23 protein-coding genes are annotated in these 23,966 nt (G+C 53.1%); 14 read left to right on the top strand and 9 right to left on the bottom strand.

Annotation, left to right across the window (positions count from 1 at the left end; all coding sequences use genetic code 11):
* The first annotated feature begins 15 nt into the window (after nucleotides 1–15).
* Nucleotides 16–288 (top strand): winged helix-turn-helix transcriptional regulator, encoded by a 273-nt coding sequence (locus NFS22_RS19880; RefSeq protein ID WP_338148043.1) that lies wholly within the window; start codon nucleotides 16–18, stop codon nucleotides 286–288.
* 3 nt (nucleotides 289–291) lie between these two features.
* Here the strand turns inward: NFS22_RS19880 and NFS22_RS19875 are convergent, their stop codons facing one another.
* From NFS22_RS19875 to NFS22_RS19865, 3 genes are read right to left on the bottom strand one after another with little or no spacing between them, the layout of a single operon-like run.
* Complete coding sequence (locus NFS22_RS19875) at nucleotides 292–714, bottom strand: DUF2000 domain-containing protein (protein ID WP_251319457.1); 423 nt, start codon at nucleotides 712–714, stop codon at nucleotides 292–294.
* Nucleotides 698–1,612 (bottom strand): DMT family transporter, encoded by a 915-nt coding sequence (locus tag NFS22_RS19870; protein ID WP_251319456.1) that lies wholly within the window; start codon nucleotides 1,610–1,612, stop codon nucleotides 698–700. Before NFS22_RS19870 ends, NFS22_RS19875 begins: the two co-directional genes overlap by 17 nt.
* Nucleotides 1,602–2,438: a helix-turn-helix domain-containing protein gene (locus NFS22_RS19865; RefSeq protein WP_251319455.1), complete on the bottom strand. Its 837-nt coding sequence runs from the start codon at nucleotides 2,436–2,438 to the stop codon at nucleotides 1,602–1,604. The genes NFS22_RS19870 and NFS22_RS19865 overlap by 11 nt, the downstream gene beginning before the upstream one ends.
* Before the next feature lie 493 nt (nucleotides 2,439–2,931).
* Here NFS22_RS19865 and NFS22_RS19855 point away from each other — a divergent pair, with 493 nt between their 5' ends.
* The 4 genes from NFS22_RS19855 to NFS22_RS19840 all read left to right on the top strand — a co-directional run bounded on the left by NFS22_RS19855 (nucleotide 2,932) and on the right by NFS22_RS19840 (nucleotide 6,082).
* Nucleotides 2,932–3,981, top strand: coding sequence for an ABC transporter substrate-binding protein (locus NFS22_RS19855; protein ID WP_251319454.1), 1,050 nt, complete (start codon nucleotides 2,932–2,934; stop codon nucleotides 3,979–3,981).
* Nucleotides 3,982–4,065: 84 nt separating this feature from the next.
* Nucleotides 4,066–5,013 (top strand): ABC transporter permease, encoded by a 948-nt coding sequence (locus NFS22_RS19850; protein ID WP_251319453.1) that lies wholly within the window; start codon nucleotides 4,066–4,068, stop codon nucleotides 5,011–5,013.
* The gene (locus tag NFS22_RS19845) at nucleotides 5,006–5,800 is read left to right on the top strand and encodes an ABC transporter ATP-binding protein (protein WP_251319452.1); all 795 of its coding nucleotides are present in this window, start codon (nucleotides 5,006–5,008) and stop codon (nucleotides 5,798–5,800) included. The genes NFS22_RS19850 and NFS22_RS19845 overlap by 8 nt, the downstream gene beginning before the upstream one ends.
* 72 nt (nucleotides 5,801–5,872) lie before the next feature.
* Entirely contained in the window at nucleotides 5,873–6,082 is a 210-nt protein-coding gene (locus NFS22_RS19840; RefSeq protein ID WP_251319451.1) for a hypothetical protein, read from the top strand.
* A 138-nt stretch (nucleotides 6,083–6,220) separates the two neighbouring features.
* On the opposite strand, the gene NFS22_RS19835 is transcribed toward NFS22_RS19840, so the two are convergent.
* Both NFS22_RS19835 and NFS22_RS19830 read right to left on the bottom strand, forming a co-directional pair.
* Nucleotides 6,221–7,411 (bottom strand): S-layer homology domain-containing protein, encoded by a 1,191-nt coding sequence (locus tag NFS22_RS19835; protein ID WP_251319450.1) that lies wholly within the window; start codon nucleotides 7,409–7,411, stop codon nucleotides 6,221–6,223.
* 762 nt (nucleotides 7,412–8,173) lie between these two features.
* On the bottom strand, nucleotides 8,174–9,442 hold the full coding sequence (locus NFS22_RS19830; protein ID WP_251319449.1) for a cation:proton antiporter: 1,269 nt from the start codon (nucleotides 9,440–9,442) through the stop codon (nucleotides 8,174–8,176).
* Between the two features lie 412 nt (nucleotides 9,443–9,854).
* Here NFS22_RS19830 and NFS22_RS23795 point away from each other — a divergent pair, with 412 nt between their 5' ends.
* Nucleotides 9,855–10,490 (top strand): PfkB family carbohydrate kinase, encoded by a 636-nt coding sequence (locus NFS22_RS23795; RefSeq protein ID WP_277614916.1) that lies wholly within the window; start codon nucleotides 9,855–9,857, stop codon nucleotides 10,488–10,490.
* 73 nt (nucleotides 10,491–10,563) lie between these two features.
* Here NFS22_RS23795 and NFS22_RS19815 read toward each other — a convergent pair whose 3' ends face one another.
* Nucleotides 10,564–11,577, bottom strand: a complete 1,014-nt coding sequence (locus tag NFS22_RS19815) for a site-specific integrase (RefSeq protein ID WP_251319448.1) — start codon at nucleotides 11,575–11,577, stop codon at nucleotides 10,564–10,566.
* 427 nt (nucleotides 11,578–12,004) lie between these two features.
* Here NFS22_RS19815 and NFS22_RS19810 point away from each other — a divergent pair, with 427 nt between their 5' ends.
* A complete protein-coding gene (locus NFS22_RS19810; RefSeq protein WP_251319463.1) occupies nucleotides 12,005–12,481 on the top strand; it encodes a sigma factor in 477 nt (158 codons plus the stop codon).
* Nucleotides 12,482–12,759: 278 nt separating this feature from the next.
* On the opposite strand, the gene NFS22_RS19805 is transcribed toward NFS22_RS19810, so the two are convergent.
* Entirely contained in the window at nucleotides 12,760–14,256 is a 1,497-nt protein-coding gene (locus tag NFS22_RS19805; RefSeq protein ID WP_338148040.1) for an RNA-binding domain-containing protein, read from the bottom strand.
* A gap of 443 nt (nucleotides 14,257–14,699) precedes the next feature.
* On the opposite strand from NFS22_RS19805, the gene NFS22_RS19800 reads away from it, so the two are divergent.
* From NFS22_RS19800 to NFS22_RS19770, 7 genes are all read left to right on the top strand, one after another.
* Nucleotides 14,700–15,473 (top strand): CAP domain-containing protein, encoded by a 774-nt coding sequence (locus NFS22_RS19800; RefSeq protein WP_251319446.1) that lies wholly within the window; start codon nucleotides 14,700–14,702, stop codon nucleotides 15,471–15,473.
* Nucleotides 15,474–15,728: 255 nt separating this feature from the next.
* Nucleotides 15,729–16,400, top strand: a complete 672-nt coding sequence (locus NFS22_RS19795; protein ID WP_251319445.1) for a response regulator transcription factor — start codon at nucleotides 15,729–15,731, stop codon at nucleotides 16,398–16,400.
* On the top strand, nucleotides 16,378–17,847 hold the full coding sequence (locus tag NFS22_RS19790) for a sensor histidine kinase (protein WP_251319444.1): 1,470 nt from the start codon (nucleotides 16,378–16,380) through the stop codon (nucleotides 17,845–17,847). The genes NFS22_RS19795 and NFS22_RS19790 overlap by 23 nt, the downstream gene beginning before the upstream one ends.
* A gap of 67 nt (nucleotides 17,848–17,914) precedes the next feature.
* Nucleotides 17,915–18,775 carry an ATP-binding cassette domain-containing protein gene (locus tag NFS22_RS19785; RefSeq protein WP_251319443.1) on the top strand — a complete coding sequence of 287 codons (861 nt, stop codon included), beginning with the start codon at nucleotides 17,915–17,917 and terminating at the stop codon, nucleotides 18,773–18,775.
* Nucleotides 18,772–20,988 carry a M1 family aminopeptidase gene (locus NFS22_RS19780; RefSeq protein WP_251319442.1) on the top strand — a complete coding sequence of 739 codons (2,217 nt, stop codon included), beginning with the start codon at nucleotides 18,772–18,774 and terminating at the stop codon, nucleotides 20,986–20,988. The genes NFS22_RS19785 and NFS22_RS19780 overlap by 4 nt, the downstream gene beginning before the upstream one ends.
* On the top strand, nucleotides 20,981–21,709 hold the full coding sequence (locus NFS22_RS19775) for a hypothetical protein (protein ID WP_204791091.1): 729 nt from the start codon (nucleotides 20,981–20,983) through the stop codon (nucleotides 21,707–21,709). The genes NFS22_RS19780 and NFS22_RS19775 overlap by 8 nt, the downstream gene beginning before the upstream one ends.
* A gap of 516 nt (nucleotides 21,710–22,225) precedes the next feature.
* On the top strand, nucleotides 22,226–23,005 hold the full coding sequence (locus NFS22_RS19770; protein ID WP_251319441.1) for a CAP domain-containing protein: 780 nt from the start codon (nucleotides 22,226–22,228) through the stop codon (nucleotides 23,003–23,005).
* A gap of 182 nt (nucleotides 23,006–23,187) precedes the next feature.
* Here the strand turns inward: NFS22_RS19770 and NFS22_RS19765 are convergent, their stop codons facing one another.
* Together NFS22_RS19765 and NFS22_RS23915 are read right to left on the bottom strand one after the other, a co-directional pair.
* Complete coding sequence (locus NFS22_RS19765; RefSeq protein WP_016322560.1) at nucleotides 23,188–23,823, bottom strand: hypothetical protein; 636 nt, start codon at nucleotides 23,821–23,823, stop codon at nucleotides 23,188–23,190.
* A partial coding sequence (locus NFS22_RS23915) for a type IIL restriction-modification enzyme MmeI (RefSeq protein ID WP_338148042.1) occupies nucleotides 23,823–23,966 on the bottom strand: 144 nt, incomplete at its 5' end. The genes NFS22_RS19765 and NFS22_RS23915, both read right to left, overlap by 1 nt.

Genomic DNA, 23,966 nt, shown 5'->3' with positions numbered 1-23,966 from the left:
GCAACTAAGCCGCTCATTCTCTGGCACTTGGCAGACCGGCCTTTGCATTATATGGAGTTACAACGGCGTATCCCCAGCGCAACGCCTAAAATGCTCTCCCAACAGCTCCACGATCTGGAGGGATGCGGGATGATACAGAGAGAGGTAATCCCGGAAAAACCGCCGAAAACCGTGTATTCCTTGACAGCCTTTGGGGAAAGTATCATTCCCGTCATAGATTCCATGTGTCAATGGGGGACAGACTATCTGGACGGGCTGGATGTGCAGCCGCCATGCTGCGGCGCATAACTTTTACCGCAACAGCGGCATGCTCCCGGTCAGCTTATTGACCTTTTTCTTTGGGCCGCAGATGGCAACACCACAATATTGCAGGGTGCTTTCGGGAACACGGCTCATCTTCTCAATAAATTCGTCATAGGTCTTGCAGCCCTGGGCCAGATCGGAGAAATCCACCACTGTCAAATCCTGAAAATCAGGCTGGTAGAGCTTTTCCCGTATCTGCTTGATAATTTCCGGCGAACCCCGCAGGATGGGCACAGGAAATTCGATGATGCCAAGGTGTTCGTTGCCGCTTTGGTCGGTAACGTCAGCCCCTACCACCTCCGGCATTTTCTTTCCCAGGGTAATCCCCATGATTACCGCCGTATTTGCGATAATACCCAGGGGTAGGCTCTCGTCAATCACCATGACGCACTTTTCATTTTGCCAATCCATTTTGCTTTGCCTCTTTTCTCAAAAATAGTTTGCTTTCTGACAGGAGCAGGCCCGCCAGCGTCAAAACCGTCCCGCCAGCGGCCAGGGCGGTGATTTTTTCATGGAGAATTGCCACGGAAGTCACCACCGTAATCACAGGAACCATGTAGATGTAAACGCTTGTCTTGACCGCTCCCAACGCCTTGACCGCGAAATTCCAGGTGACAAAGCACAGGGCCGATGCGCCCAATCCCAAAAAGAGAATGTTGAACAGATACACAGGATTCGCAAACTTTGGCAATTCCAGCTTGAAATTGAACAGGAACAGTGTCGGGAGCATAAACAGGATGCCATAGCAAAACACCCGCCGGGTAGTGAGAATGGTGTGGTAGCCGTAACCGCTGATTTTCTTTGTCAGCACAGAATAACAGGCCCAAATCAGTGCGGCCAGCAGCGCCAGCAAGTCCCCGATGGGGTTCAGCTCCAGCTTGGAGCCGTTGAAGCTGATAAGGGCAATCCCGGCCATGGCCACTACAAAGCCAATGAAAAAGCTGACATGGGGCTTTTCCTCTTTCAGAAACAGATGGGACAGGATGGCTGTGAAAAACGGGGCTACGGAGATAATCACCCCGACATTGGAGGCCATTGTGTAGGTGAGTGCAATATTTTCCAGCAGATAGTAGAGGCATATTCCACACAGGCCCGCAGCGGCAAAGGTCAATTCCTGCTGGCGGTTCGTCCCCTTCAAGCGCCGGGGGTAAACAACCAACAGAGCCAGCAGCCCCATGACGAAGCGGAAGAACAGTATTTCTACCGGCTGGAAGTCAGCCAGCAGAATTTTGGTGGAGATAAAGGTCGTTCCCCAAACTATGATTGTGAGCAGGGCGGAGAGATGCCCCGCCGTGTGTTTACCCTTCATGCGGCATTTCCCCCGTATCTCTGAAGATGTCCCTATAAATTCCAGGGGCCAGTCCGATAAATCGGTTGAAATAATTGGAAAAGTGGCTTTGATCGGAGAAGCCGGTTTGCAGCGCCGCCTCAACGGGAGGAACACCCTGTTCCAGCAGCTTTTTGGCCTTGCCGATACGAATGTTTTCCAGGTAGCTGTACGGTGTGACGCCCTTTGAGCAGGTAAAGGCCCGGAGCAGGGTGGATTTGCTCAATCCGGCACAACGGCAGATCTGATCCAGATAAATTCGCTCGGCATAATGCTGTTCTATAAAGGCACAGGCTTTTTCAATTTCCTCCCGGCACTCCGGGATACAGTTCTCAAAAGGCTGGCCGTATTGCTGGATCAGCAAAGAAATCAGAAACAGCAGATTTTCCTCTTTTCCAAATTCATTGGAGCCTTTCATCACCAGCTCATGGAGCGGGCGCAAATAGCAGGCGACTTCTTCATCAAAAATCACGTTTTGGGAAAATCCGGGCAGTTCCCGCTTGCCGGTGACTTCCTCCGCCAAATCCAACATGACCTCCTTGGTGATGTTGAAGCCACGGTAATCCAGCGTACCGCCGTCATTCTGAACACAGGCGTGGTTGTCCCCTGGGTTGAACAGGAGAACATCACCCTTTGTGATGGTGTATTCCTGATTCTTACAGGACAAAACACGCTCCCCGTCCTCCATGAACCCAATCACATAGTATTCATGGAAATGGTTCGGAAAAGGCTGTACGATACCCTCAAAACGGTAAGCCTCAATGTGTAGCTCATCATCGTAGATCACCGTTCGCACTTCTTTTTTCACCCGCAGTCCCTCCTTGTCCGCTCCATTATAACAGTCAGGGATTGTGCTGGCTTGTAAAATATCTTCATTTTTTCGTTTGGCAGAGAAAACGGCGCAGGGATGAATCATCCAATCCCTGCGCTGCTGTGTGTCACTATGCTCTTTGCCAGAGCAGCATATTATTTTCAAACAGGCCGTTCAGCCACGCCAGATAAGAGCGGACGGTACTACCTACCAAGACATATTGCTCAAAGTTCATTGTCAGTCCGTAGTGAAATTCCTTTCTCACCCCCAATAGCACAGACTCCACTTAATATTGCGCTTCCAGCTGCGGCAGAGCTCGTTATTCATAAAATCAGAAAAATGAAAAGAATTTCAATGCGGATGATTTGTGAAATTTGTACGTTTACTTTGCTGCTTTAAAGTGGTATAGTCTAACATGTCAGCAATGCCTAGCAAGAAATATAAAAGTACGCCAACCGACAAACAACGCATTTGAAAAGAGGAGATTATCATGAAAAAGAAAGTACTTGCATTGCTCATGGCCTCCGCCATGGCGCTGAGTATTGCCGCCTGTGGCGGTGGTAACGCCGGACAGGGAAGTGCCCCCAGCACCGCCGGCAATCCCGGTTCAGCCAGTTCTGGCAGCCAGGTGCCCGCCGGATCCGGAAGCCAGTCCGCCGGCGATGAGACCTACACTATCGGCATCTGCCAGCTGGCGCCCCACCCGGCGCTGGACGCCGCCACCCAGGGCTTTAAAGATGTGCTGACTGAGAAGCTGGGAGACAAGGTAAAGTTCTCCGAGGGCAACGCAGGCGGCGAAGCCAACAACTGCATCCCCATTGTGGACGGCTTTATCTCTGAAAATGTGGATCTGATTTTGGCCAACGCCACCTCCCCTCTCCAGACTGCTGCCTCCGCTACCAGCGAGATTCCCATCCTGGGCACCTCCGTCACCGACTATGCCACCGCCCTGGGCATTGACAACTGGACGGGCACCATAGGCGGCAACATCTCCGGCACCTCTGACCTGGCCCCCCTGGATCAGCAGGCTGCCATGCTTCAGGAGATGTTCCCCGATGCCAAGAACGTAGGCCTGCTCTACTGCTCCGCTGAGCCCAACTCTGTATACCAGGTTGAAGTAGTCTCCAAGGCCCTCACGGACATGGGCTACACCTGCACCAACTTCGCTTTTACCGACGTGAACGACATTGCCTCCGTCACCCAAAGCGCCTGTGACAGTTCCGATGTCATCTACATCCCCACCGACAACACAGCCGCCAACAACACTGAGGCCATTGCCAACGTGGTCATCCCCGAGAAGGTGCCCGTGGTGGCCGGCGAGGAGGGTATCTGCTCCGGCTGCGGCGTGGTGACCCTGTCTATCAGCTACAGCGACATCGGCAGGATTGCCGGTGAGATGGCCTACGACATCCTGGTCAACGGCGCGGACGTGTCCACCATGCCCGTCCAGTTCGCCCCCGAGGTGACCAAAAAGTACAACGCCGCCAACTGCGAGGCCCTGAATATCACAGTTCCCGACGACTATGAGGCGATTGGCTAAGCCTTTCGATCAACGCAGGGCGGAAAAGGGGGAGAGCTCTTTTCCGCTCCTGTGTACTATTTTGCTGTGAAGGAGAACACGCCTATGGAATTTCTGACTGCCCTGTTAAAATCCATGCCGGGCGCTGTGGGCCAGGGCCTGATCTGGGGCATCATGGCCATCGGCGTCTACATCACCTACCGCATTCTGGATATTGCTGACCTGACGGTGGACGGTTCTTTGGCTACCGGAGGGGCGACCTGCGTCCTGCTGGCCCTCAACGGCGTCAACATCTGGGTAGCCACCCTCTGCGCTATCCTGGCTGGGATGCTGGCGGGACTGATTACCGGCCTGCTCCACACCCGCTGCGGGATTCCCGCAATTCTGGCCGGAATTTTGACCCAGCTGGCACTGTACTCCATCAACCTGCGGATTATGGGTTGGGGCACCGCCACCGGTACCCAGGCTACCCTGCCTATCCGGGTGGACAATTACGCCCTGCTGGTGTCCTCCCGGCATATCCGGGCCCTGGGGCTGAATAACCCTCTGCTCCTGCTGGTGCTCCTGGTGGCAGCGGTGATCGCCATATTGTACTGGTTCTTTGGAACCGAGTTGGGATGCGCCCTCCGGGCCACAGGCTCCAACCCCAGCATGTCACGGGCTCAGGGCATCAACACCGACACCACCAAGGTGCTGGGTCTGATGATTTCCAATGGCCTTGTGGCCCTGGCCGGGGCTCTGCTGTCCCAGTACCAGGGCAGCGCCACCATCGACATGGGCCGGGGCGCCATTGTGATTGGCCTGGCCGCTGTCATCATCGGCCAGGTTCTGCTGAGCAAAATATTTCACAACTTTGCCCTGAAGCTGCTCTCCGCCGTCATCGGTGCCATTATCTATTACATAGTCATCCAGATTGTCCTGCGTCTGGGCCTGGACCCCAACGACCTGAAGCTGCTCACCGCCCTGGTGGTGGCCGTGTTCCTGTCCATCCCCTATTGGAAGGGCCGTTACTTCACCAAGGCCGTCCGCAAAGGAGGGAACGTCCATGCTTGAGATCAAGGAAATCTGGAAGACCTTCAACTCCGGAACGGTCAATGAAAAGCAGGCCCTGAGAGGGGTCAGCCTTACCCTGGAGGACGGGGACTTCTGTACTGTGATAGGTGGCAACGGGGCCGGCAAGTCCACCATGCTCAACGCCGTGGCCGGTACCTGGACGGTGGATGAGGGCTCCATCTCCATCGGCGGGGTGGACGTGACCCATCTGCCCGAGTACAAGCGGGCCCCCTACATCGGCCGGGTGTTCCAGGACCCCATGCTGGGCACAGCGCCCACCATGCAGATTGTGGAAAATCTGGCTTTGGCTGCCCGGCGGGGTCGGCCCCGGGGCCTGCGCTGGGGCATCACCGCCGCCGAGAAGGAGTTCTACCACCAGATGCTGAAAAACCTGGACCTGGGCCTGGAGGACCGGCTGACCAGCAAGGTGGGTCTGCTGTCCGGCGGCCAGCGCCAGGCGTTGACGCTGCTGATGGCTTCGCTGCGCAAGCCCAAGCTCCTGCTGTTAGACGAACACACTGCCGCTCTGGACCCCAAGACTGCCGCCAAGGTGCTGGAGCTGTCCGACCGAATCGTGGCAGAGAATCATCTTACCACTATGATGGTCACCCACAATATGCGGGACGCCATTGCCCACGGCAACCGGCTGATTATGATGTACGACGGAAAAATTGTCATCGACGTGTCCGGTGAGGAGAAGAAAAAACTCACCGTCCACCAACTGCTGGAGCTGTTCAGCAAGGTAAGCGGTTCCGATGAGGCGGACGATAAGCTTCTGTTGTCTTAATTCAGAAAAATTCAGACTGCGGATAAAAATAATTCATAGATGCCGTTTTATTCTGATCTAATTTGATGATTGATGGATCAATTTGAATGTGCTGCAATTTTACAATCGCAAAGGCAAAGACGTCTGGAAGCGAATTTTTCGCGGATGTCTTTGCCCTTGCCTTATTTTTTGTGTGTTTTGAAAGGGGAAACTGCTATGGATATGTTTACCCTTGTAAATTTACTCAACATGGAAGAAACTGCACCCGAATATTTTGACCCTTATTTTGTTGATGATGAATGAAAACCGAGATACCTGCTATGGTATCCCTCAGTCGTCAAAAAACGGTCTGTCTGGCTTCATTACCAGACAGACCGTTCTTTTGGTACGGAGCATCCATGCCTATAATGACATGAACGCTCCGCATTTTCAAATTCCTTGTTATTTTGCAAGCCCCCGATAGAGGAAGGTCACGATCTGCCCACGGGTACAAACGCTGTCCGGGGAGAAGGTGGTGGCGGAGGTCCCGGCGGTCACGCCCTGCTCCACAGCCCACGCCACAGCGCTGGCATATGCCGCCCCGTCGGAAATATCTGTGAAGCTGGCGGCTTTGGCACTGGGACTTCCTGCCGCTTTCCACATATATGTTACCGCCATACTCCGGGTACAAGGGGCGTTCCCGCCGAAGGTGCTGCCGGAAACCATGCCCTGTTCATAGGCCCATACTGCCGCTTCTGCGTAGTAATCGCCGCTCTTTACATCAGTGAAGGGATTGCTCCCGCTGGGCTTGGGGGAGCCGTTGGCACGCCAAAGGAATGTCAAAATCTGCGCCACAGAGCAGTCCGTATTGGGGGAAAAAGTCGTTGCAGAAGTCCCCGCAGTAATTCCCTTTTCTACAGCCCACAGCACCGGCTCGGCGAAGTAGTCGCCTGTTTTCACATCGGAGAAGCCGCCCACGGTGGGGACGGTGGGCTGGGTGGCGTTACCCTCCACAAGAATGTACCAATCCCCCGCAGCCGGGTCCACAGACACTGTTCCGGCCTTAATTTTTACGAGGGTATTGGGGCCAAACAGTTCCAGCACCCTGTCAGCGGACAGTCTTACAAGGTCTTCACCACCAGTGTCCCACCTAGTCCGATAATCCCTAATCATTTCCCAAAAATCCACATCGGTGCCGACCGGTAAAACCTCATACCCATTTCCCGGCGCAAGTTCACCCTCTTCATGGTCATAGTCTTCGCTTATCATGCGTCTGTCATACACGCCGTCCCCGTCCGGGTCTGACCACGCCTCTAAACTAAAGGATGTCACACCACCAGCAGAGCCGCCAAATCCATTTCCACCATGATTGGTAGATTCCTCTGGTTTATGGGCAAATACCGCTGTGTCGCCCTTTGCCAATACGCACACATTGTCTTTATATAAGTTATATGAGACAATCTCACCAAAGCCGTGATCGTAATCATCGAAATTCCAATCACGGAGGATAAAGGTCTTTCCGCTCACGAACACCTCAGCATTGGTTTTGCCAGGCACCTCCAGCTTCCAATCTGACGCGTCCGCAAACGCCGGAACAGTCAGGCCCAGGCACATCACCGAGGCCAGCGCAAGGGATAGCAATTTTTTCCTCATATTATCTCTCCTTTGTTTTTAATAAGGGTTTCCCCTGTCTTAATGGTTCAGCCTTTGGGGGTGGGACTTCCCGACCCCCGCAGGCGTTCCCATCAAGACAACAAAAGCGGCGCAGGGGTATGTATCCCTACACCGCCGAAGCTACGCACACAAGCCATTGATTTCCCCATTGATTATTGCCGGGAAAACCGTTATAATGGACTTTGGGCGCAGATAATTCTGCTGTGTGGGACGTGCCTTAACCTGGCTCCTGCATAGGGCCTTGGAGGGTGCCAGCCCTCCTTGGCCTGCCTTTTATGCTTCTGCTGTCTCGTAAGCATATTTTACACTATTTCGACCACTTACGCAAGCGGTTTTTTTATTATTGTTGACAAAGTGGTGTGTGAGCTTTTCGGCGGCTGGGTGCAAGGCGGGGTTAAAGGTTGGTTCCGCTCCATGGCAATTCCCCGCCGATAGGCTGGCGGTATGGGGGAGGCTGGCCCCCGTGGGAATTGCCGTCGCTCTCATGCGGCCCGCTATATCCTTGCGGGAAACGGTACGAAAAAACAGGGAGCCGGGGCTGGCTCCCTGTTTCCGTATCTTTAAGTATGGGATAGTCCGCACCCCACTTGCTCACTGCTTTTTCTGTGACATACAGCCTGTCGGCGAGCTTGGTCTGCGTCATGTGTCTTTCTCTTCGAAGCGTTGCTATATGCTCACCAAGTTTTTTGGATTCCATTTGAACTTGCCCCTTTGGCAGCTGTTTTATATTGGCAATCCAAATTATTGGGGCTTCTTTCCCAACATTTCATCAGACATCAGCTCCAGCTGCTCGGCCTTATGGTAGCGGTCGGCAATGGTGCTGCTGGCCGCCGCTCCCTTGGCCTGCCCGCTGAAGCACAGCTTCAACAGAACCGGCGTCAGAACCGCGCAGCCTACCACAGTAATGACGATAGGCGTCATCATGGCCTGGCTGAGCACTCCCATAGACAGCCCCCGGTTGGCCACAATCAGGGCCACCTCTCCCCGGCAGGCCATACCGGCGCCTATCTGTAGACTTTCTGCCCCGTCAAAGCCACACAGCCTGGCGCCCAGACCGCAGCCAATCACTTTCGACAAAATCGCCACGGCCAGCAGCAGCAGGGAGAACGCAATCAGACTTCCGTTCAGCTGGGGCAGTTCTACCTTGATTCCAATCCCCGCGAAAAATACCGGAGTCAGCAGCAGATAGCTCAGGGGTTCAAATTTCGAGCGGATGTAGTCGGCCTTGGGGGTGCAAGCTACCACCAAGCCGGCGGCAAAGGCGCCAATGATGTCGGCTACGCCGAAAAATTCCTCCGCACAGTAGGCCAGCAGCAGACAGAGCACAAAGGCAAAGACCGGATAGCGCCGGAGGTTCTTCTGATGGGCGTGCGCGATCATCTGGCGAAACAGCCAGATACCTCCACAGGCGGCGGTAATGGCAATGGCAAAAAACAGGACGATCTTCAGCAGTACCAGCAGCAGACCGCTTCCGCCTCCCGCCATGCTGGATACCACCGTCAGGGCAACCAGGCCCAGCACATCATCAATGAGGGCGGCGGCCAGGATCGTACTGCCGACGTGGGTATCCAAGCGTCCTAACTCCTTGAGCGTCTCCACGGTGATACTCACAGAAGTGGCAGTCAGTACGGTACCCAGGAAAATGTTCTCCAACAGGGTATTGTCCGGCAGCCAGCCCAGCCTCCCCGCCATCCAGCCAAAGCCCGTACCCATAAGCATGGGCACCAGCACGCCGCACAGTGCCACCAGAAAGCCCGCTTTTCCGGCGCTCCGCAGCTCCCGCAAATCGGTGCCCATTCCGGCGGTAAAAAGAATTACGATCACACCCAGTTCGCTGAGCTGGGAAAGAAATGCGGTTTCCGACAAAATATTCAGCGCTGCGGGCCCCAGAATCAGCCCGGCCAGCAGTGCGCCCACCACCCGCGGCATTTGAAATTTTCCCGTAGCGATTCCCAACAGCTTGGTACTCAATAAAATCAACGCCAGATCCAACAAATAGTGATAGGACATAAGCGGTTCCTCCTTAAATACATGGAATCAATGCAAGGCTATCATAGCTTCTTTCTGCAAATTTACAAGAGAAGATTTGTATAAAAACAACCTTCGAAGGCTGTAAAAATTTTACTTGCAAATCATAGCACAAAACAGTTGTCCTGATGCTCCGCAGCGTCCGATATAAACCGTAACGTATATTTTTCTTTTTACTTCATTAAGCTTCATATTTTGACAAGTGAAATGTTTCACGTGCAATTTATTATAATTGCAGCCGCCTTATTATGGGAGCTGTCGAAATAAATCGTCCATCTGTACAAATACGCAACCAGATTTTTGTAGGAAAGAGAAAAATATAAATCGCGTAACGTTTCATAAAAAGTCAGAAGAAATATAGCATAATTTTTAGCTGTCAGAAGGAATGGACGCAATGGAGAAAAAACAATTCGATGTTGTTGCCTTGGGGGAACTGCTGGTTGACTTTACGGACAACGGTCTCAGCACCCAGGGGAACACCCTCTTCGAGGCCAACCCCGGCGGCGCGCCTTGTAACGTGCTGGCCATGCTGAAAAAGCTGGATCGCTCCTGCGCCTTTGTGGGCAAGGTGGGAGAGGACATGTTCGGCCACCTGCTCCGGGATGTGGCGGCGGAGGCGGGGATCTGTATGGACTACCTGGTGTTTGACGAAGCGGTCCGAACCACGCTGGCCTTTGTCAAAACCTTCCCCAATGGCGACAGGGACTTTTCCTTTTACCGAAATCCCGGCGCGGAAAAGCTTATGGCTGGCTGTGGAAACAACAGTTTCCTGCCTGACAGGGCGGTCACCCGGGAGCAGCTCGCGGCAGTTCTGCACCGGTACGCAAATTGGAAGGGACTGGATATCAAAGGGGCAGGATCCACAGCAGCGGCTATTTCCGATGAAAAGGAGATCGCCTTCTGGGCTTTGGCCTCTGTCCGGTGGGCTGTTCAAACAGATATCGTCCCAGTAGAAGAAAGTGCCAGATTTGCGCCTGAGGAGAAACTCACAGCCGATGAACTGAATCTGATACTGGCCCACATTGGCTGAAGCGGCTTGGTTCCTGCATTTTGAACTGAGTAAAGCGGCCATCCTTTGATGGGTGGCTGCTTTGCTGTTATATTCAGAAATTGTTTTGATAAACAACACGCAAAAGGGCAATTCCAGTTGGTGTTTTAAATAAAATGTCCTGTGAGTTTAGGGTGGCGGTGGTCTGGCTATGGCCCAGGGCGGCGGAGACGCTGCGCACGTCTTCTCCATTGTAGATCAGCAGGGAGGCGTTCAGGTGGCAGAACTGATGGACGCCATAGAAGGGCAGACCCTTTTCTTTGCAAAACCCTTGCAGCCATTGATAGGGCTGTTGGAGGCCGATAGGGGAGCCGTCCTGCTTGGTGAACAGACGCCCACACTCCCGCCACTGATCCCCCAGGGCCAGCCGCTGCAAGGTCTGCTCTGCCCGTAGCTGCTTCACCAGGTCGAATATCCAGGTGGGCAACTTCAAGGTACGGCGGCTCTTGGTGGTCTTGGTGGGGGCGGTGATAATGACGTCCTGGGGTGTATAGAGGGAGGTCCGGCGGACAGAGACGGTGTGCTGCTCCATGTCGAAGTCGGAAAACTCAAAACCACACAGCTCTTCCCGGCGAAAGCCGCCGAACGGGGCCAGGGAGAAGAACGCTTGCCACCGGATCGGAGCGCTGGTCAGGGCGTCCAGGAAAGCCTGGGCCTCCTCCAAGGTATAGCACACCTTCTCCTTCTCGGTCTCTAACGGCGGCAGCGTGACCGCCCGACAGGGGTTGTACTGGAGCATTCCCATTTTGATAGCGTAGGTGAACACGGAGGAGATCATGGACAGGTGATTTTTGATGCTCTTGGGAGACAGAGCCCGGTTTGGGTGTACCTGGTTCGCCCCCGGTTCACTGAGGCTGTTGATAAACTTCTGTATCTGCCTGGGCGTGATTTTGTCCATGTACAGGTGGCCAACAGCCTGATACACTCTGGGGGCCAGCTGCTTATAGTTGGCCTGGGTGCGCTTGCCCAGGACCTTCTCCACGTATTCCTTGAACCACTGCCTAGAGAAGGTCTCAAACTTGATGTGACCGTCTGTGAGGGAGGACCCCCGGCCCTGGTATGTTATCATAAAGGGGCGCAAGGGTGCCTTGTTTAGCGACCTGGTATTGTTGTGCATTTTCCGTCTGGAGCGTTAGCAGCGCTCCAGGCGGTTTTATGTTGCTTTTTGGAATATGGTGTGGTATGCTGTCAGCAGGAAAGATTATCTTTCAGCGTTGCCAGTAACGGTAGGCGGTTGGCCCTCCTGACAGGGGGCAGCTTCTTGCCCCCTAATCCTTGGAAAGGGGGGCTGCTTATGATTACTTACTCCGATCTCATCCAGACCGGTATTTTAGTCGTTGGCATTATTGCCCTGTTCATCCAGGCCAATAAAAAGAAGTAACCGCCCTCGGTTCCCCAACCCGGCGGTTACTTCTTGTAACTAGCTAAGGGGGGCCACCCGCTTACCGGCAGCGCCCTTTCTATTCTTAGTATAACCGCATATTCTCATTTTGTCAATGCCCTGGGCCGTCCTGGCCTGGGGCTTTTTGATCCCCTCAATTTTTAGGGGACAGGCTGGCTTTATCGCTATGCTGCGGGCCGTGGACAGCTACGACCCGTCCAGAGGGACGAAGTTCTCCACATACCTGTTTCATCGCCTGCGGGCGGAGCTGTCAGCAGCCACGGGGTACAGTTCTAAAACAAGCTGGTTTGACCCACTCCAGAACGCTGTCAGCCTTGACGCACCTCTAACCGATGAGGAGGACGCCACCCTTGCCGACTTCATCCCCGACCCGGCAGCGGCGGCGGAGATGGACAGTATGGAGGTCCGAATAGGGGTGGCCGCAATTCTGGCCGAACTGCCAGAGGACCAACAGCGGGCGGTTAGGTGTAAATACTGGGGTGACCTTCCTGTGGATAAAAAGACCCTCAATGCCGCTATGAAGCGCCTGCGCCACCCAGATTGCTCCAGGAGGCTAAAGGCGTACCTGTGAGGCATAACGACCAAACAACGACCAAACCGCAGAAAATCAAGAAAATAAAAAGGCCGCTACCCCTTGCGACACAAGGAGTAGCGGTCTTTTTGCTAATGGTGGACGATACAGGACTTGAACCTGTGACCTCCCGCACGTCAACCCAAAAATGCGATTTTTTATAATAATTTTTGATTGTTTCTACTTATTTCCGCTCCGGAACAATTGTTTTCCGACGCTTTTCAAAGGCGTGCTCTCCGCTGTTTCCGGCAGTGTCTGTGGCTGTTTGTGTGGTCAAACTATAATACCACCCAGTGGCCCTTCCGACTGGAACCCTCCCGCTTGATGGTTCCATTCTCTTGCAGCTCTTTTAAAATTCGTAAAATCGTATTTTTGGAGATGCCGAGATCCTCAACTAACATACGTACTGTTACCTGGGGGTCTTCTTGAATCGCAGAGAGAATCAGCTGCACTCGCTCAGTGCGGCGGTTCGGCGCAGCTTGTTTGGTCCCACTTTTGGTCCCATCTTTGGTCCCACTTTGGGACAAAAATTGAGGGTGGATGAAAATCGTCGTACAGAAGGACAGGCGATCAGGGTCGGTTTCAAAAATCGGAGCAGGAGAGCCGTTACGCTCCAGCGCATTGAGGATTTTCCGAAATCCCGTGTTCCGCCCCTCGGTCAGATGCATTTCCTTCAGAAAATCCCCGATACGACGGTTACGGTATCGCCGGTTGAATACCCGGTAGGTCCGCAGGCCCTCCTCGGAGATAGAGCGGTCCGCTCCCGGATGGCTGACGATTTCAATACGGTCAGGGAGAATGCGGACCTCAATGGGCTCCCGTACATCGTAGCCCTTGTGGTATACCGCGTTGCAGAGACTCTCCTCAATGGCGGCATAGGGGTAATTGAAGAAACGGTCTGCCTCTGCCCTGTCCGGGAGCTTGATTACCCGCTCCTGGATCACGCTGTTTCGAATATATTGAAGCGCCTCCCGCAGCTGCTGATGAAGCGGCCCCTTGAATGTCTTTTCGATGATCTGATTCCCGCCCAGGTCCTCCGGGAACTGGACCACATCAATCTGAGCATAGGGGAAGAAACGATCTGGCTCCAGGCTGAAGAACATCAGTCCCACATTCTTCGGTTTGGTGTACTCCGGCAGGGTGTTTACGATGTTCATGCTCTGGCACAGATCAAGGAAATCCATGTGCTTGGATTCCTCATACAGGGAACTCTCCACCTCTTTGAGGTACGCCTGGATCAGCGTGAGGTTCAAATCGACGATATCCGCCTCGTGGTTGACCCGGTCGTCAAAGGGGACGTTGTTGGCCAGATTGTAGAGGTCCCGTTTCTCCTCCTCGGAGGGCATGATGGTGCTGGACATTTTCCGGATATAGCAGACACGCTCCTTTTCCTCCTTGGCCATCGACTTGGGGGAGGAGTAGGGGCGCAGATACCCGCCGGGCGCCCAGACCACAATGAATTTCTTGTCCTGGTAGTCCACCACTTCGACGATGGGCAGATATTCCGGCTGGATACGCTTGCACTTGTTAAGCATATCTTTCAGATAGCCGTCTACTTTGTCCGCTGGAACGCCTTTCAGAGGATGAACCGGTCTGCCGTCCTTTTCCTCAACGCCAATGACAAGGTAACCGCCGCCCCAGTTGTCAATGTCGTTGGCAAAAGCACAAATTGTCTTGAGAGATGCCTCGGCATCCCAGGTCTCCTTAAATTCGATTCTGGCCCACTCAACAGCGTTTCCGGCAAGTAAGGTCTTGATGTTGGTTGGTACAGCCAAGGTACACACCCCCATTTCCAGCAGATGTATCGGATATCCATTTTACCCTATCGCCGAATCTTATACAAGTATTTTTGGGCGTATCAGCAAAGTGGCTTTACTGTACACTTCTGCGGTTTGCACCAGTGTCTCCAAAGAGGTCTGCAAAGATTTTTTGGGCAAATTTTAACAATTTATAGCCGTTTCTGCTCCATTTTATTTACTCTCCGGCACTCTTTGAAAACAGTGTTTCCACGTGTTCCACGTCTGTCTGTGGCTGGTTATGTGGTCAAGAAAATTGTCTCACCGAAAGAGACCGTCCACAAACACAACGAAGCACTGTGTAATTCGCTTGCTTTTCACCTCTGTATTTCTCCGTTTATCCTATCGACTTTCGCCTCCTATTTCGGTATTGTGTTGCTTGCAAAAGCCCCACAAAGCACTGAAAATTAGGAGGAAAATGTATGACCAACATGAAAAAGCGCATTGCCGCCGCACTGACTGCGGCCACCCTCACCATTGGTCTCGCCATCCCCGCTACGGCAGCGGAGACCCAGGCTATCCGGGTGAGCAGCTACAAGGGCAGTACCCTGGAGATGGGAGAGCGCAGCGGACTCATCATCGGTCCCATCGGTACGGATTACACCGTCATCTCCAGCAGTCCAGATATAGTGGCGGTGGAACAGGTGTTGACCTTCTGGGTAGCTGTCGCCAAGGCGGAGGGAACCGCGGAGATCACCGCTTTCAACAGCGCCGGGGAGTGCGGAAGCATGACGCTGACAGTCGGTTCCACAGCCCCCGCTGCGCTGGAAGCACCCGCCAGCGGGAACAGAGCCAGCCTAACGGACAATATGGAAATTCGGCAGGAGATAATCCGGCTCATCAACCAGACTCGAAAGGACAACGGAGTGTCGGAACTGCCGGTCAGCGAGGCCTTGATGAACGCCGCCCAAGCCTGCTCCAACCGGCGCTACACCTGGCATCACGCTCCAGAAGAGGGTCAGGCCGCTGCCGAGGCCGGATATCCCTACGGCTTCGGCGACAACCTCACCGTGTTCACCGGTACAGTCGATGCTGCCCAGTGCGCCGTCGACAACTGGATCAACTCGCCGGGTCATTTCGAGACGATGATTGACCCCAGATGCGACTGCATCGGTGTAGGCGTGACCCAGTACGACGGCATCACCTACTGCTACATGTTCGTTGGAATACCCAATAGCGTCAACTTCTATGCATAAGAGAACAGTACTCAAGGAGGGCCGTCCAGAAAGCTGGATGGCCCTCCTTCATAGCGGAAAAAGCAAAGTACAGACAGGAAAATATGACACCCGGAAGCGCAGACTTCCTGCTCAAATTTTGCATAGCAGAAAACAATGAATTAGGGGCCAATTTACCAGAGCTAAATTCTGTCAATGATTAAAAAGCGACAGAAAACAAAACTCCACACAAAATTCATAATTCTCTGCTATAATCGCATTGGTGAGGTGAATCACATGGTGAAAATTTTAGTGGTCGAGGATGAATACGACATCCGGGAGCTTTTGCAGAACTATTTGGAAAATGAGGGCTATCAGGTTATTACCGCCTCTGACGGCGAACAGGCCCTCGAAGTATTCCGCAGCTCCCATGTCGATTTAATCCTGCTGGACATTCTGCTCCCCCGCTTAAATGGCTATGAAGTATGCAGGGCCATTCGGGAGGAATCAGATATTCCAATCATCATGCTGACAGCGCTCGACAGCGAAGAAGATCAATTAAAAGGCTTTGACCTGCGGATTGACGATTACATTCCAAAGCCCTTTTCCATGCCGGTCCTACTCCGTAAAATTGGTGCAATTCTGCGCCGGACAATGGGAGACAGCATCTCCGGTCGGATTACATATAAAGCTCTGACCCTGGATTTGGAGGGGTACAAGGTCTACATTTCCGGGCAAATTGTTGATTTGACCCAAAGAGAGTTTGAACTGCTGAAGGTCCTGCTCCAAAACCAAGGGCGTGTTTTATCCAGGCAAACGCTGTTGAACCGGGTATGGAGCTATGACTTTTATGGCGACGAGAGGATTGTCGATACACATATCAAGAATCTGCGAAAAAAGCTGGAACTGAATTACATCGAAACCATCAGAGGGGTGGGGTATCGCATTGATTACGAAGCTGAAAACTAGTCTGACAACAAAAATTTTCCTCGTTACCTGCCTGCTGCTGACGGCAGTCTGTGCTTTGACCTATGGCCTGATTGCCCAGCTTATGCCGCTGACCTACACAGTAGATCAGGAGCGTCTGCTGGCTGCCCAGGCAGAACGTCTGGTAAAGCAGCTGGAAGAATATACACTGGCTGACTGTGGGCCGCTCCTCTCACAGTTCACGTTTCAGTATGGCGTCCCGGTGAGTATCCAGGATTCCGCGGGGAATGTTGTCGGTGGCGTTGACCCCTCCGACATCATACCGACAGGAGAACATGGGCAATGGGAAATGACGCCAAACCATTTGTCAGGCGAGGGCATTCAGCCCAACAAAGAAAACGAGGATTATATCGTACATTGTATTGGAACCGAGTTTTCTTTTCAGGATTCCTCCGAAAACTGTCAGCTGCTGATCTTTGCCAGCACTCGCGCGGTCAATCAGGCGGCGGAGGCTTTGGGACATATCTGGCCCTGGCTGGCCGCGGCCATTCTGCTGGTGTCTGTGCTTACCTCCCTGTTCTACGCGCACTTCATCACACGGCCTATTGTGCGATTGAGCGGAATCTCCCAAAAACTGTCTGAATTGGATTTCAGCTGGCGGTGCGGAGAACAGCGTACAGATGAAATCGGCACATTAGCTCACAATCTTGACGAGCTGGCGAACCGCCTCTCTCATTCCATGCAGGAACTTCAGGCCGCAAATGACACCCTTCGGAAAGACGTGGAACGAGAACAGCAGCTGGAACAGGCCCAGCGGGATTTCTTCTCGGCGGTTTCCCATGAGCTGAAAACCCCCATCACCGTTATGAAGGGTCAGCTGGGCGGGATGTTGGACGGAATTGGCGTCTACGCAGATCGGGACAAATATCTGGCCCGCAGCTTGGCTGTGGCGAACCAGATGGAGAGCCTGGTACAGGAGCTTTTGACTGTCTCCCGTATGGAAAAGGGCGGAGAACTGCCTGTGGTTCCCGTGGAACTGACCGCTCTGATTCGGAGCTGTCTGCAAAATTACGATGAACTTTTCCAGCAGAAAGAACAAACAGTTATCGCAGATTTACCGTCGGAAATCTGGAGTGCGGGAGATCCAGCTCTCTTGAAAAAGGCCCTGGGCAATCTGCTTTCTAATGCCGCGCTCTACTCGCCGGTGGGCGTAAAGATTTGGATTTCCGCCCGTAAGAAAGGCAACAATATCGTTTTGAGTGTAGAAAACGAAGGCGCGCATATTGCCCCGGAGCAGCTGCCGCACCTTTTTGAGCCATTCTTCCGCAGCGACCCATCCCGGAGCCGTCAGACAGGCGGAAGTGGATTAGGACTTTATCTTGTTCAGAAAATAGCGGAACAGCATGGGGGTTCTTGTCAAATCCAAAACACCGACAGAGGAGTTTGCGCGACGCTGATTCTGCCAAACTCCACACAAACCACATATTAACCACAAACGAACTCCACATTTTTCTGTTATCCTGACCGCAATCTCAAGCGGAAAGGATGAAACACAGATGAGTGTGGAGATTTCTAAATTATCCATGACATACCCTTCGGGGAAAACCGCCTTGCGGGAAATCAATCTGAACCTGAGCAGCCCGAACCTGATCGGCCTGTTGGGGCCGAACGGAGCGGGGAAGTCCACCCTGATGAAGCTCCTGGTGGCAGGCCTGCTCCCCACGGAGGGAGTGATCTCGGTAGACGGGAAACCTTTGATGAAGCAGGAGCGCTTGTTGAAAGCCCGCTTGGGCTATCTGCCCCAGTCCTTTGGGCTGTTTGACGAGCTGACGGTCTGGCAGTTCCTGGACTACATGGCGGCGCTGAAAGGAATCGTCAACAGCAAGGAGGCCATTGCCGCCGCGATCCAAAGTACCAACCTGGAGGAAAAGCAGAAGGCAAAAATCCGCACTCTGTCCGGCGGACAGCGCCAGCGGGTGGGAATCGCGCAGGCCATCCTGGGCAACCCTCATTTCCTGATTTTCGACGAGCCTACGGTGGGCCTTGACCCGGAGGAGCGGATCACCTTCCGCAATCTGTTTTCCCAAATGGCCCAAGACCGGCTGGTGCTTCTGTCCACCCACATTATTGAGGATGTTCAGTCAGTGTGCAATCAGCTTATTGTGATACACCAGGGCCGTATCCGCTTTGCCGGTACTTCCGCCGAGCTGATCGCCGGAGCTGTGGGCCACGTTGGTGTATTTCGGGAGAAAGACCGGCGGCAGGAGGTGGGCCTGCATATTACCTCCCGCGTCAACACGGCCCAGGGTATCGTCTGCCGCGCCGTGGCGGAGGAACTTCCTGATTTTGTGGAACAGGTGGAGCCCGCACTGGAGGATGCCTATCTTTATCTCATCTCCAGGGAGGCGATGCAATGAACACCCTGCGGCAATTTCGTTTGGAGCTGGCCCGATTGCTCCAGAACCACCTTACTTGGCTGGCGATTCTCGTGACCGCCCTCTCTCCGGTTGCGGGCCTGACGGTCTACCGGCCTCTGTATTCCAGCAGCGACAGCGGCTATGTCACCACCATGCAGGGGATGTATCTTGCAAATCCGGCCCTGGCTGGCGGTATTTTGGGGGCTGTCGTATTTGCGATTCTCACTGTCTGGAGCATGGACAGGCTCCGGCGGGACGGCATGGAAACCTTGACCCACGCGGTGGTATCTCCCACGACCGCCGCCCTGACCCGGCTGGGGGCGCTGCTGTGTATCTCCGTTATGGCCCAAGCCATTACCACGTTGGCTTGGCTTCCGTATGCCATAATGAAACTGGGTGCGGTCTTTGATCTGAAAAGCTATCTGCTGATATACCTGATTTTTATGTATGGAGCGATTCCTCTGGCGATTTTGTTCGCCTCCGCCGCCTATCAATTCACCCGGCGGGCGGATCTGTCTCTGGTCCTCTTTGCCGCCTTTGCCGCCCTCAGTCTGACGGTCTGGAAGGAGAAATGGCAGCTCTGCTGGCTGAATCCCTGTGTTTGGGCAGTCTCCGATGATTTTTCCAATTACCGTATTTTTCGCTCGGTGGCCTATGTGCGGCTTACCTGGCTGCTGGCAATGGCCGGACTGTGGGTGTTGTCCTATCTCTGTGTGCGTCGATACGGGAAGGGACCGCTCGGCTCATTTGCTCATAATAGCCGGCGATTTTACCGTCCAGTGTTAGCGGCGGCATTGGTGGCCTGCTCCAGCCTGCTCTATATGGGCCAGCCCTTCCTCGATCACAGCAGCCCGGATATGGATTATGATTTTGTATTTGCCTCTGAACATATGGAGGCCGTCACCTGTTCTGGCTGTTACGCGGATGTGCGTCCTGATCCAAAAACGGGCAGCGTATATGGGAAGGCCCAATTTCAGCTTCAAAATACCAGCGGTCAGGAACAGAATGTCCGTTTTCTTATCAATCCGGGATACAAAATTTCTTCCATTCAAGCAAATGGCGCGGATGTGCCGTTTACCTTGGAGGATAGGCAGGAAATCAACGAAAAGGCGTTCGTTGTGGTCATCCCTGCCGCCCCGGAAATTGAGCTTACCATGGAATATGGCGGTTTTCCCCAGGAGTGGAATATCGTGTCTGCTGAACAGGGCAGTCTGGAAATCAGTGACGCCTACATGAGCCTTGAGAATGACGTTCTATCCCCTTCTCCCTATAATGTGCGGTATCAGGGAGATCACCTTCCCAACGTGACAGACATCACCCTCCCCGGACATATGACCCCCATTTTGTTTGGGCTTGGCTCCACTGAGCTGCTGCGGGAAAACTCGGACAGCACAAAAACATGGCGCATGGAGCGGGATAGCTATCGTATGATTATATATGCCGGGGATTATATCCGGGAGGAAATTCCGGTGGAATCGGCAGGCATTACTGTTAATTTCTATTACAGCCGTAAGCATCAGCCCGTCATGGAGGCTATGAACGCCGCGGAATCCATCCGACAGACCATTGAATACTGTACCGAACATATCGGCCCGTTGTCTTTTTATGGAGATGGGACCTTTGACCTGATCGAGCGGCGAAGCGACGGCGGCGGATATGCGGGAGACGGCGCCAGCATCGCGGATGAGCTGGACTATACCGCTGAAAACCTGTCCAACGGCGCAAAAGGCGGCTCCTCCGCTCAGGTGACGATCCATGAAATTGTCCATCAATGGTGGGGCCTGGGGAATATGTTTGACCCCATGGACGAGAGCGGCATTTGGTCTGCCGAGGGTCTGACCTGCTACACCACCTATCGCATTGTAAAGGCGCTGTATGGGGAACGCGAGGCTCAGGCCAGCTTTGTGGACACTTGGCAGGAGGCCGTGGACGACTACTACAAGGATTTCTATGTCCGCCACCCGGAGTACCTGTCCGCTTTGCCGGAGCAGTATCAGGCTGACATTGCCAACAATCTGCGTGGGATGCGGCAATATAACGAAATGCCCTTGAAAATCTTGAAGGCTGAACAACTGGTGGGCGGTGAGGAGGCTATGGACGAGATTTTGAAAGGTCTCTTTGGCCGGGAGCTGAACCCGGAATATCCCTATCTGACCTATCAGGAGTTTCTGGATGCCTGCCATCTGACAGAGGAGGACTTAAACCTTGAATAAAATATTTCGATATGAGCTGCGGCGCTTGCTGTGGAACAAGCTGTTCTTCGGTATTCTGCTGGTGTCCCTGGGATATGGCTGGCTGACACTGACTGGCTCTGTGGTCCGGGGCGTGGCTCACACAGCGCCTTTTTCCCCATGGAGCTTTGGATACTATCTCAGCCAAGCGCTGCCGCTGATCTGCCTGGGAGAATTGTTTTTCCTTGCGTTCTTCTTCTCCAAGGAGGAGCGTCTGCTCCGGCCCTTGACCCAAGCCACCCCAATCAGGCAGCGGCGGTATGCGGCTCTGCGGTGTGGAGCGGTGCTGACAGCTACCCTTGTCCTCTGCCTATGTGTCGCAGTCCTGGCGGTTGGATTCTATGTGTCGCTGTTTGGGTGGGTGGATTATGGGGAACTGATTTTACCCGCTCTATTGACCCTGATCCCGCCCATTGTCTTTTGCCTGGGAGCAGGAATGATGTTGAGCCGCTTCAACCATACTCTGATCTACGCTCTTATGGCGGCAGTAATTTTATTGACTGTGCTGCCCCTGCCCCCGGCAATCAATTTTTCGTTGAGCGATTTCTTCTCTCAATTTCCGTTGACGGTTGAAAAATTAGACCCAGCGTTTCATGTTCCGGGCTGGCTTGCAATACATCAAATCAGCTTAATCGCTATAGGGGCTTTTCTTGCTGTTTTTGCCGTCAATGTACAGAGAAACAGCAGCTGCCAAACTATGTGACGCAGCATGACAACAAGACCTGTTACTGCATTTTCTTCGCAACACTCAACGGCGTCAATTTCTATGGATCAGTCGTTCTGTGGATAATAATGTGTAACGTTGAAAAACCATAAAACTGCAAGCTGTGCGTTCCATTCAGCGTGGAGCGCACAGTTTTTCTCACTTATTTCAGTGGATGCCCAATCAAATTTTGCATAGCAGAAAACAAGGAAGTCTGCATAGATTTTTTAGACAAATTCTGATAGTTTATAGCCGTTTCTGCTCCATTCCATCTATTTTTTGGCACTCTTTGAAAACAGTGTCTCCATATACTCCACGCCTGTCTGTGGCTAATTATGTGGTCAGGAAATAGACCGCATCCCCAGCCCCTCTTGCGGTCACTATGTAAGATGCTTCGTTTTCACTCCCGGATTTCTCCGTTTTAGATTGCAATTCCCTATCGACTTTTGGCTTCCCGCTCGGTATTATGTTGCTTGTAGAAGCCCCATAAAATACGGAATATAGGAGGAAAAAAGTATGGCCAACATGAAAAAGCGCATTGCCGCCGCATTGACGGCAGCCACCCCTACTATCGGTCTCACCATCTCTGCCGTGGCAGCGAAAGCGCCTGACGAATCCGTCCGGGTGAGCAGTTACAAGGGCAATACCCTGAAGGTGGGAGAGCGCAGTGGCCTTATCGTCGGTCCCAGCGGTGCGGACTACACAGTCATCTCCAGCAACCCGGACACGGTAGCGGTGGAGCAGGTGCTGACCTTCTGGGTTGCTGTCGCCAAGGGGTCTGGGATCGCGGAGATCACCGCCTCCAACAGCGTCGGGGAATGTGGGAGCATGACGCTGACGGTCGGCCCAGCAGCCCCCACCTCGCTGGAAGCTCCCGCCAGTGGGGACAGCGTCGGCCTGATGGACAACCTGGAGATACGGCAGGAGATGATCCGGCTTATCAACCAGACCCGAAAGGACAACGGGGTACCGGAACTGCCGGTCAACGAGGCTCTGATGAACGCCGCCCAAGCCTGCTCCAACCGGCGCTACACCTGGCATCATGCTCCAGAAGAGAGCCAGGCCGCTGCCGATGCCGGATATCCCTACGGCTTTGGGGACAACCTGACCGTGTTCACCGGCACAACCGACGCCGCCCGGCGCGCCGTCGACAACTGGATCAACTCGCCGGGCCACTTCGAGACGATGATTAACTCCAGATGCGACTGCATCGGTGTAGGCGTGACCCAACACGACGGCATAACCTACTGCTACATGTTCGTCGGAATACCCAACAGCGTCAACTTCTATGCGTAACCAGATAGCGACCAGGGATGGCTGTCCAATTTCCTGGACAGCCATCCCTCGTGGTAGCAAAAACAGAGTACATGCAGGAAAATACAATGCCGGGAAGTGCGGATTTACTGTTCAGATATTGCGTAACTGAAAACAAAGAATTAAAGCCTTCGAAGGAAGTTTCAGTCTCTGCTTCGTACTTATCATTTTTCGGTGTCTTTTTTGGCTTTTGTGGATTGCTGAAGTGTCAAGGCTTGTGCAACATGATTTAATTCTTTCACTACTTTTTTCACCTCATTGAGGAGATCGTCAGTGGGGGTATTAACCGAATAAAACGTGGCATATACGTTCCAATCAATATTAAAAAAATCTTGATAGGTACTTTGTTCGTCTTGATAAATAATTTCTCCAATAATTGGCCTTTTGTTCGGATTATTACGGAACTCCTCTGCGCCAAAAAAATAACTATAGCTCTGTCCAATACCCAAGACAAATTCTTGTTGTTGAAGTGTGTTTAATCTATCAATAGCAGAATCTTTGCTAAGACTGTTCAAGAAATCCAAATCAAACTTGATTTGAACATGAGTAGCCACACGCCGTCCATGATTGGTAAATCTCATACCATACCACATACGATTCTCAAAAATCACTTCATAAGTAATACGCGGACGATTTTCCTCCACGTATTGCCGTCTTGCCTCTGTGAGTTGCTCCTGTGCAGCTTTCGCAGATTTTATATTTGCCCAACAAATAAGGATTGTTGCTAAAACATAAACCGCAGTAATAAGTACCATCAATGAGCCTTCATGCTGATCTAAAAAGCAAATTACTTCTGTCATTATCTTTCCTCCGTCAGCTTCTGATACATCCTCATCAACTCCGCCACGCAGCTCGTCTCGGTGGTGGTCGCCACGTCAAACCCATACGCCTGCATGACGGCCCGGTCGTTCTGCTGATGGGCCTTCCGCAGCTCCGGGGGCAT

It is taken from the genome of Flintibacter muris (assembly GCF_943192995.1).
Taxonomy (GTDB): domain Bacteria; phylum Bacillota; class Clostridia; order Oscillospirales; family Oscillospiraceae; genus Lawsonibacter; species Lawsonibacter muris.
This window is presented reverse-complemented; position numbering and strand designations above follow the sequence as displayed.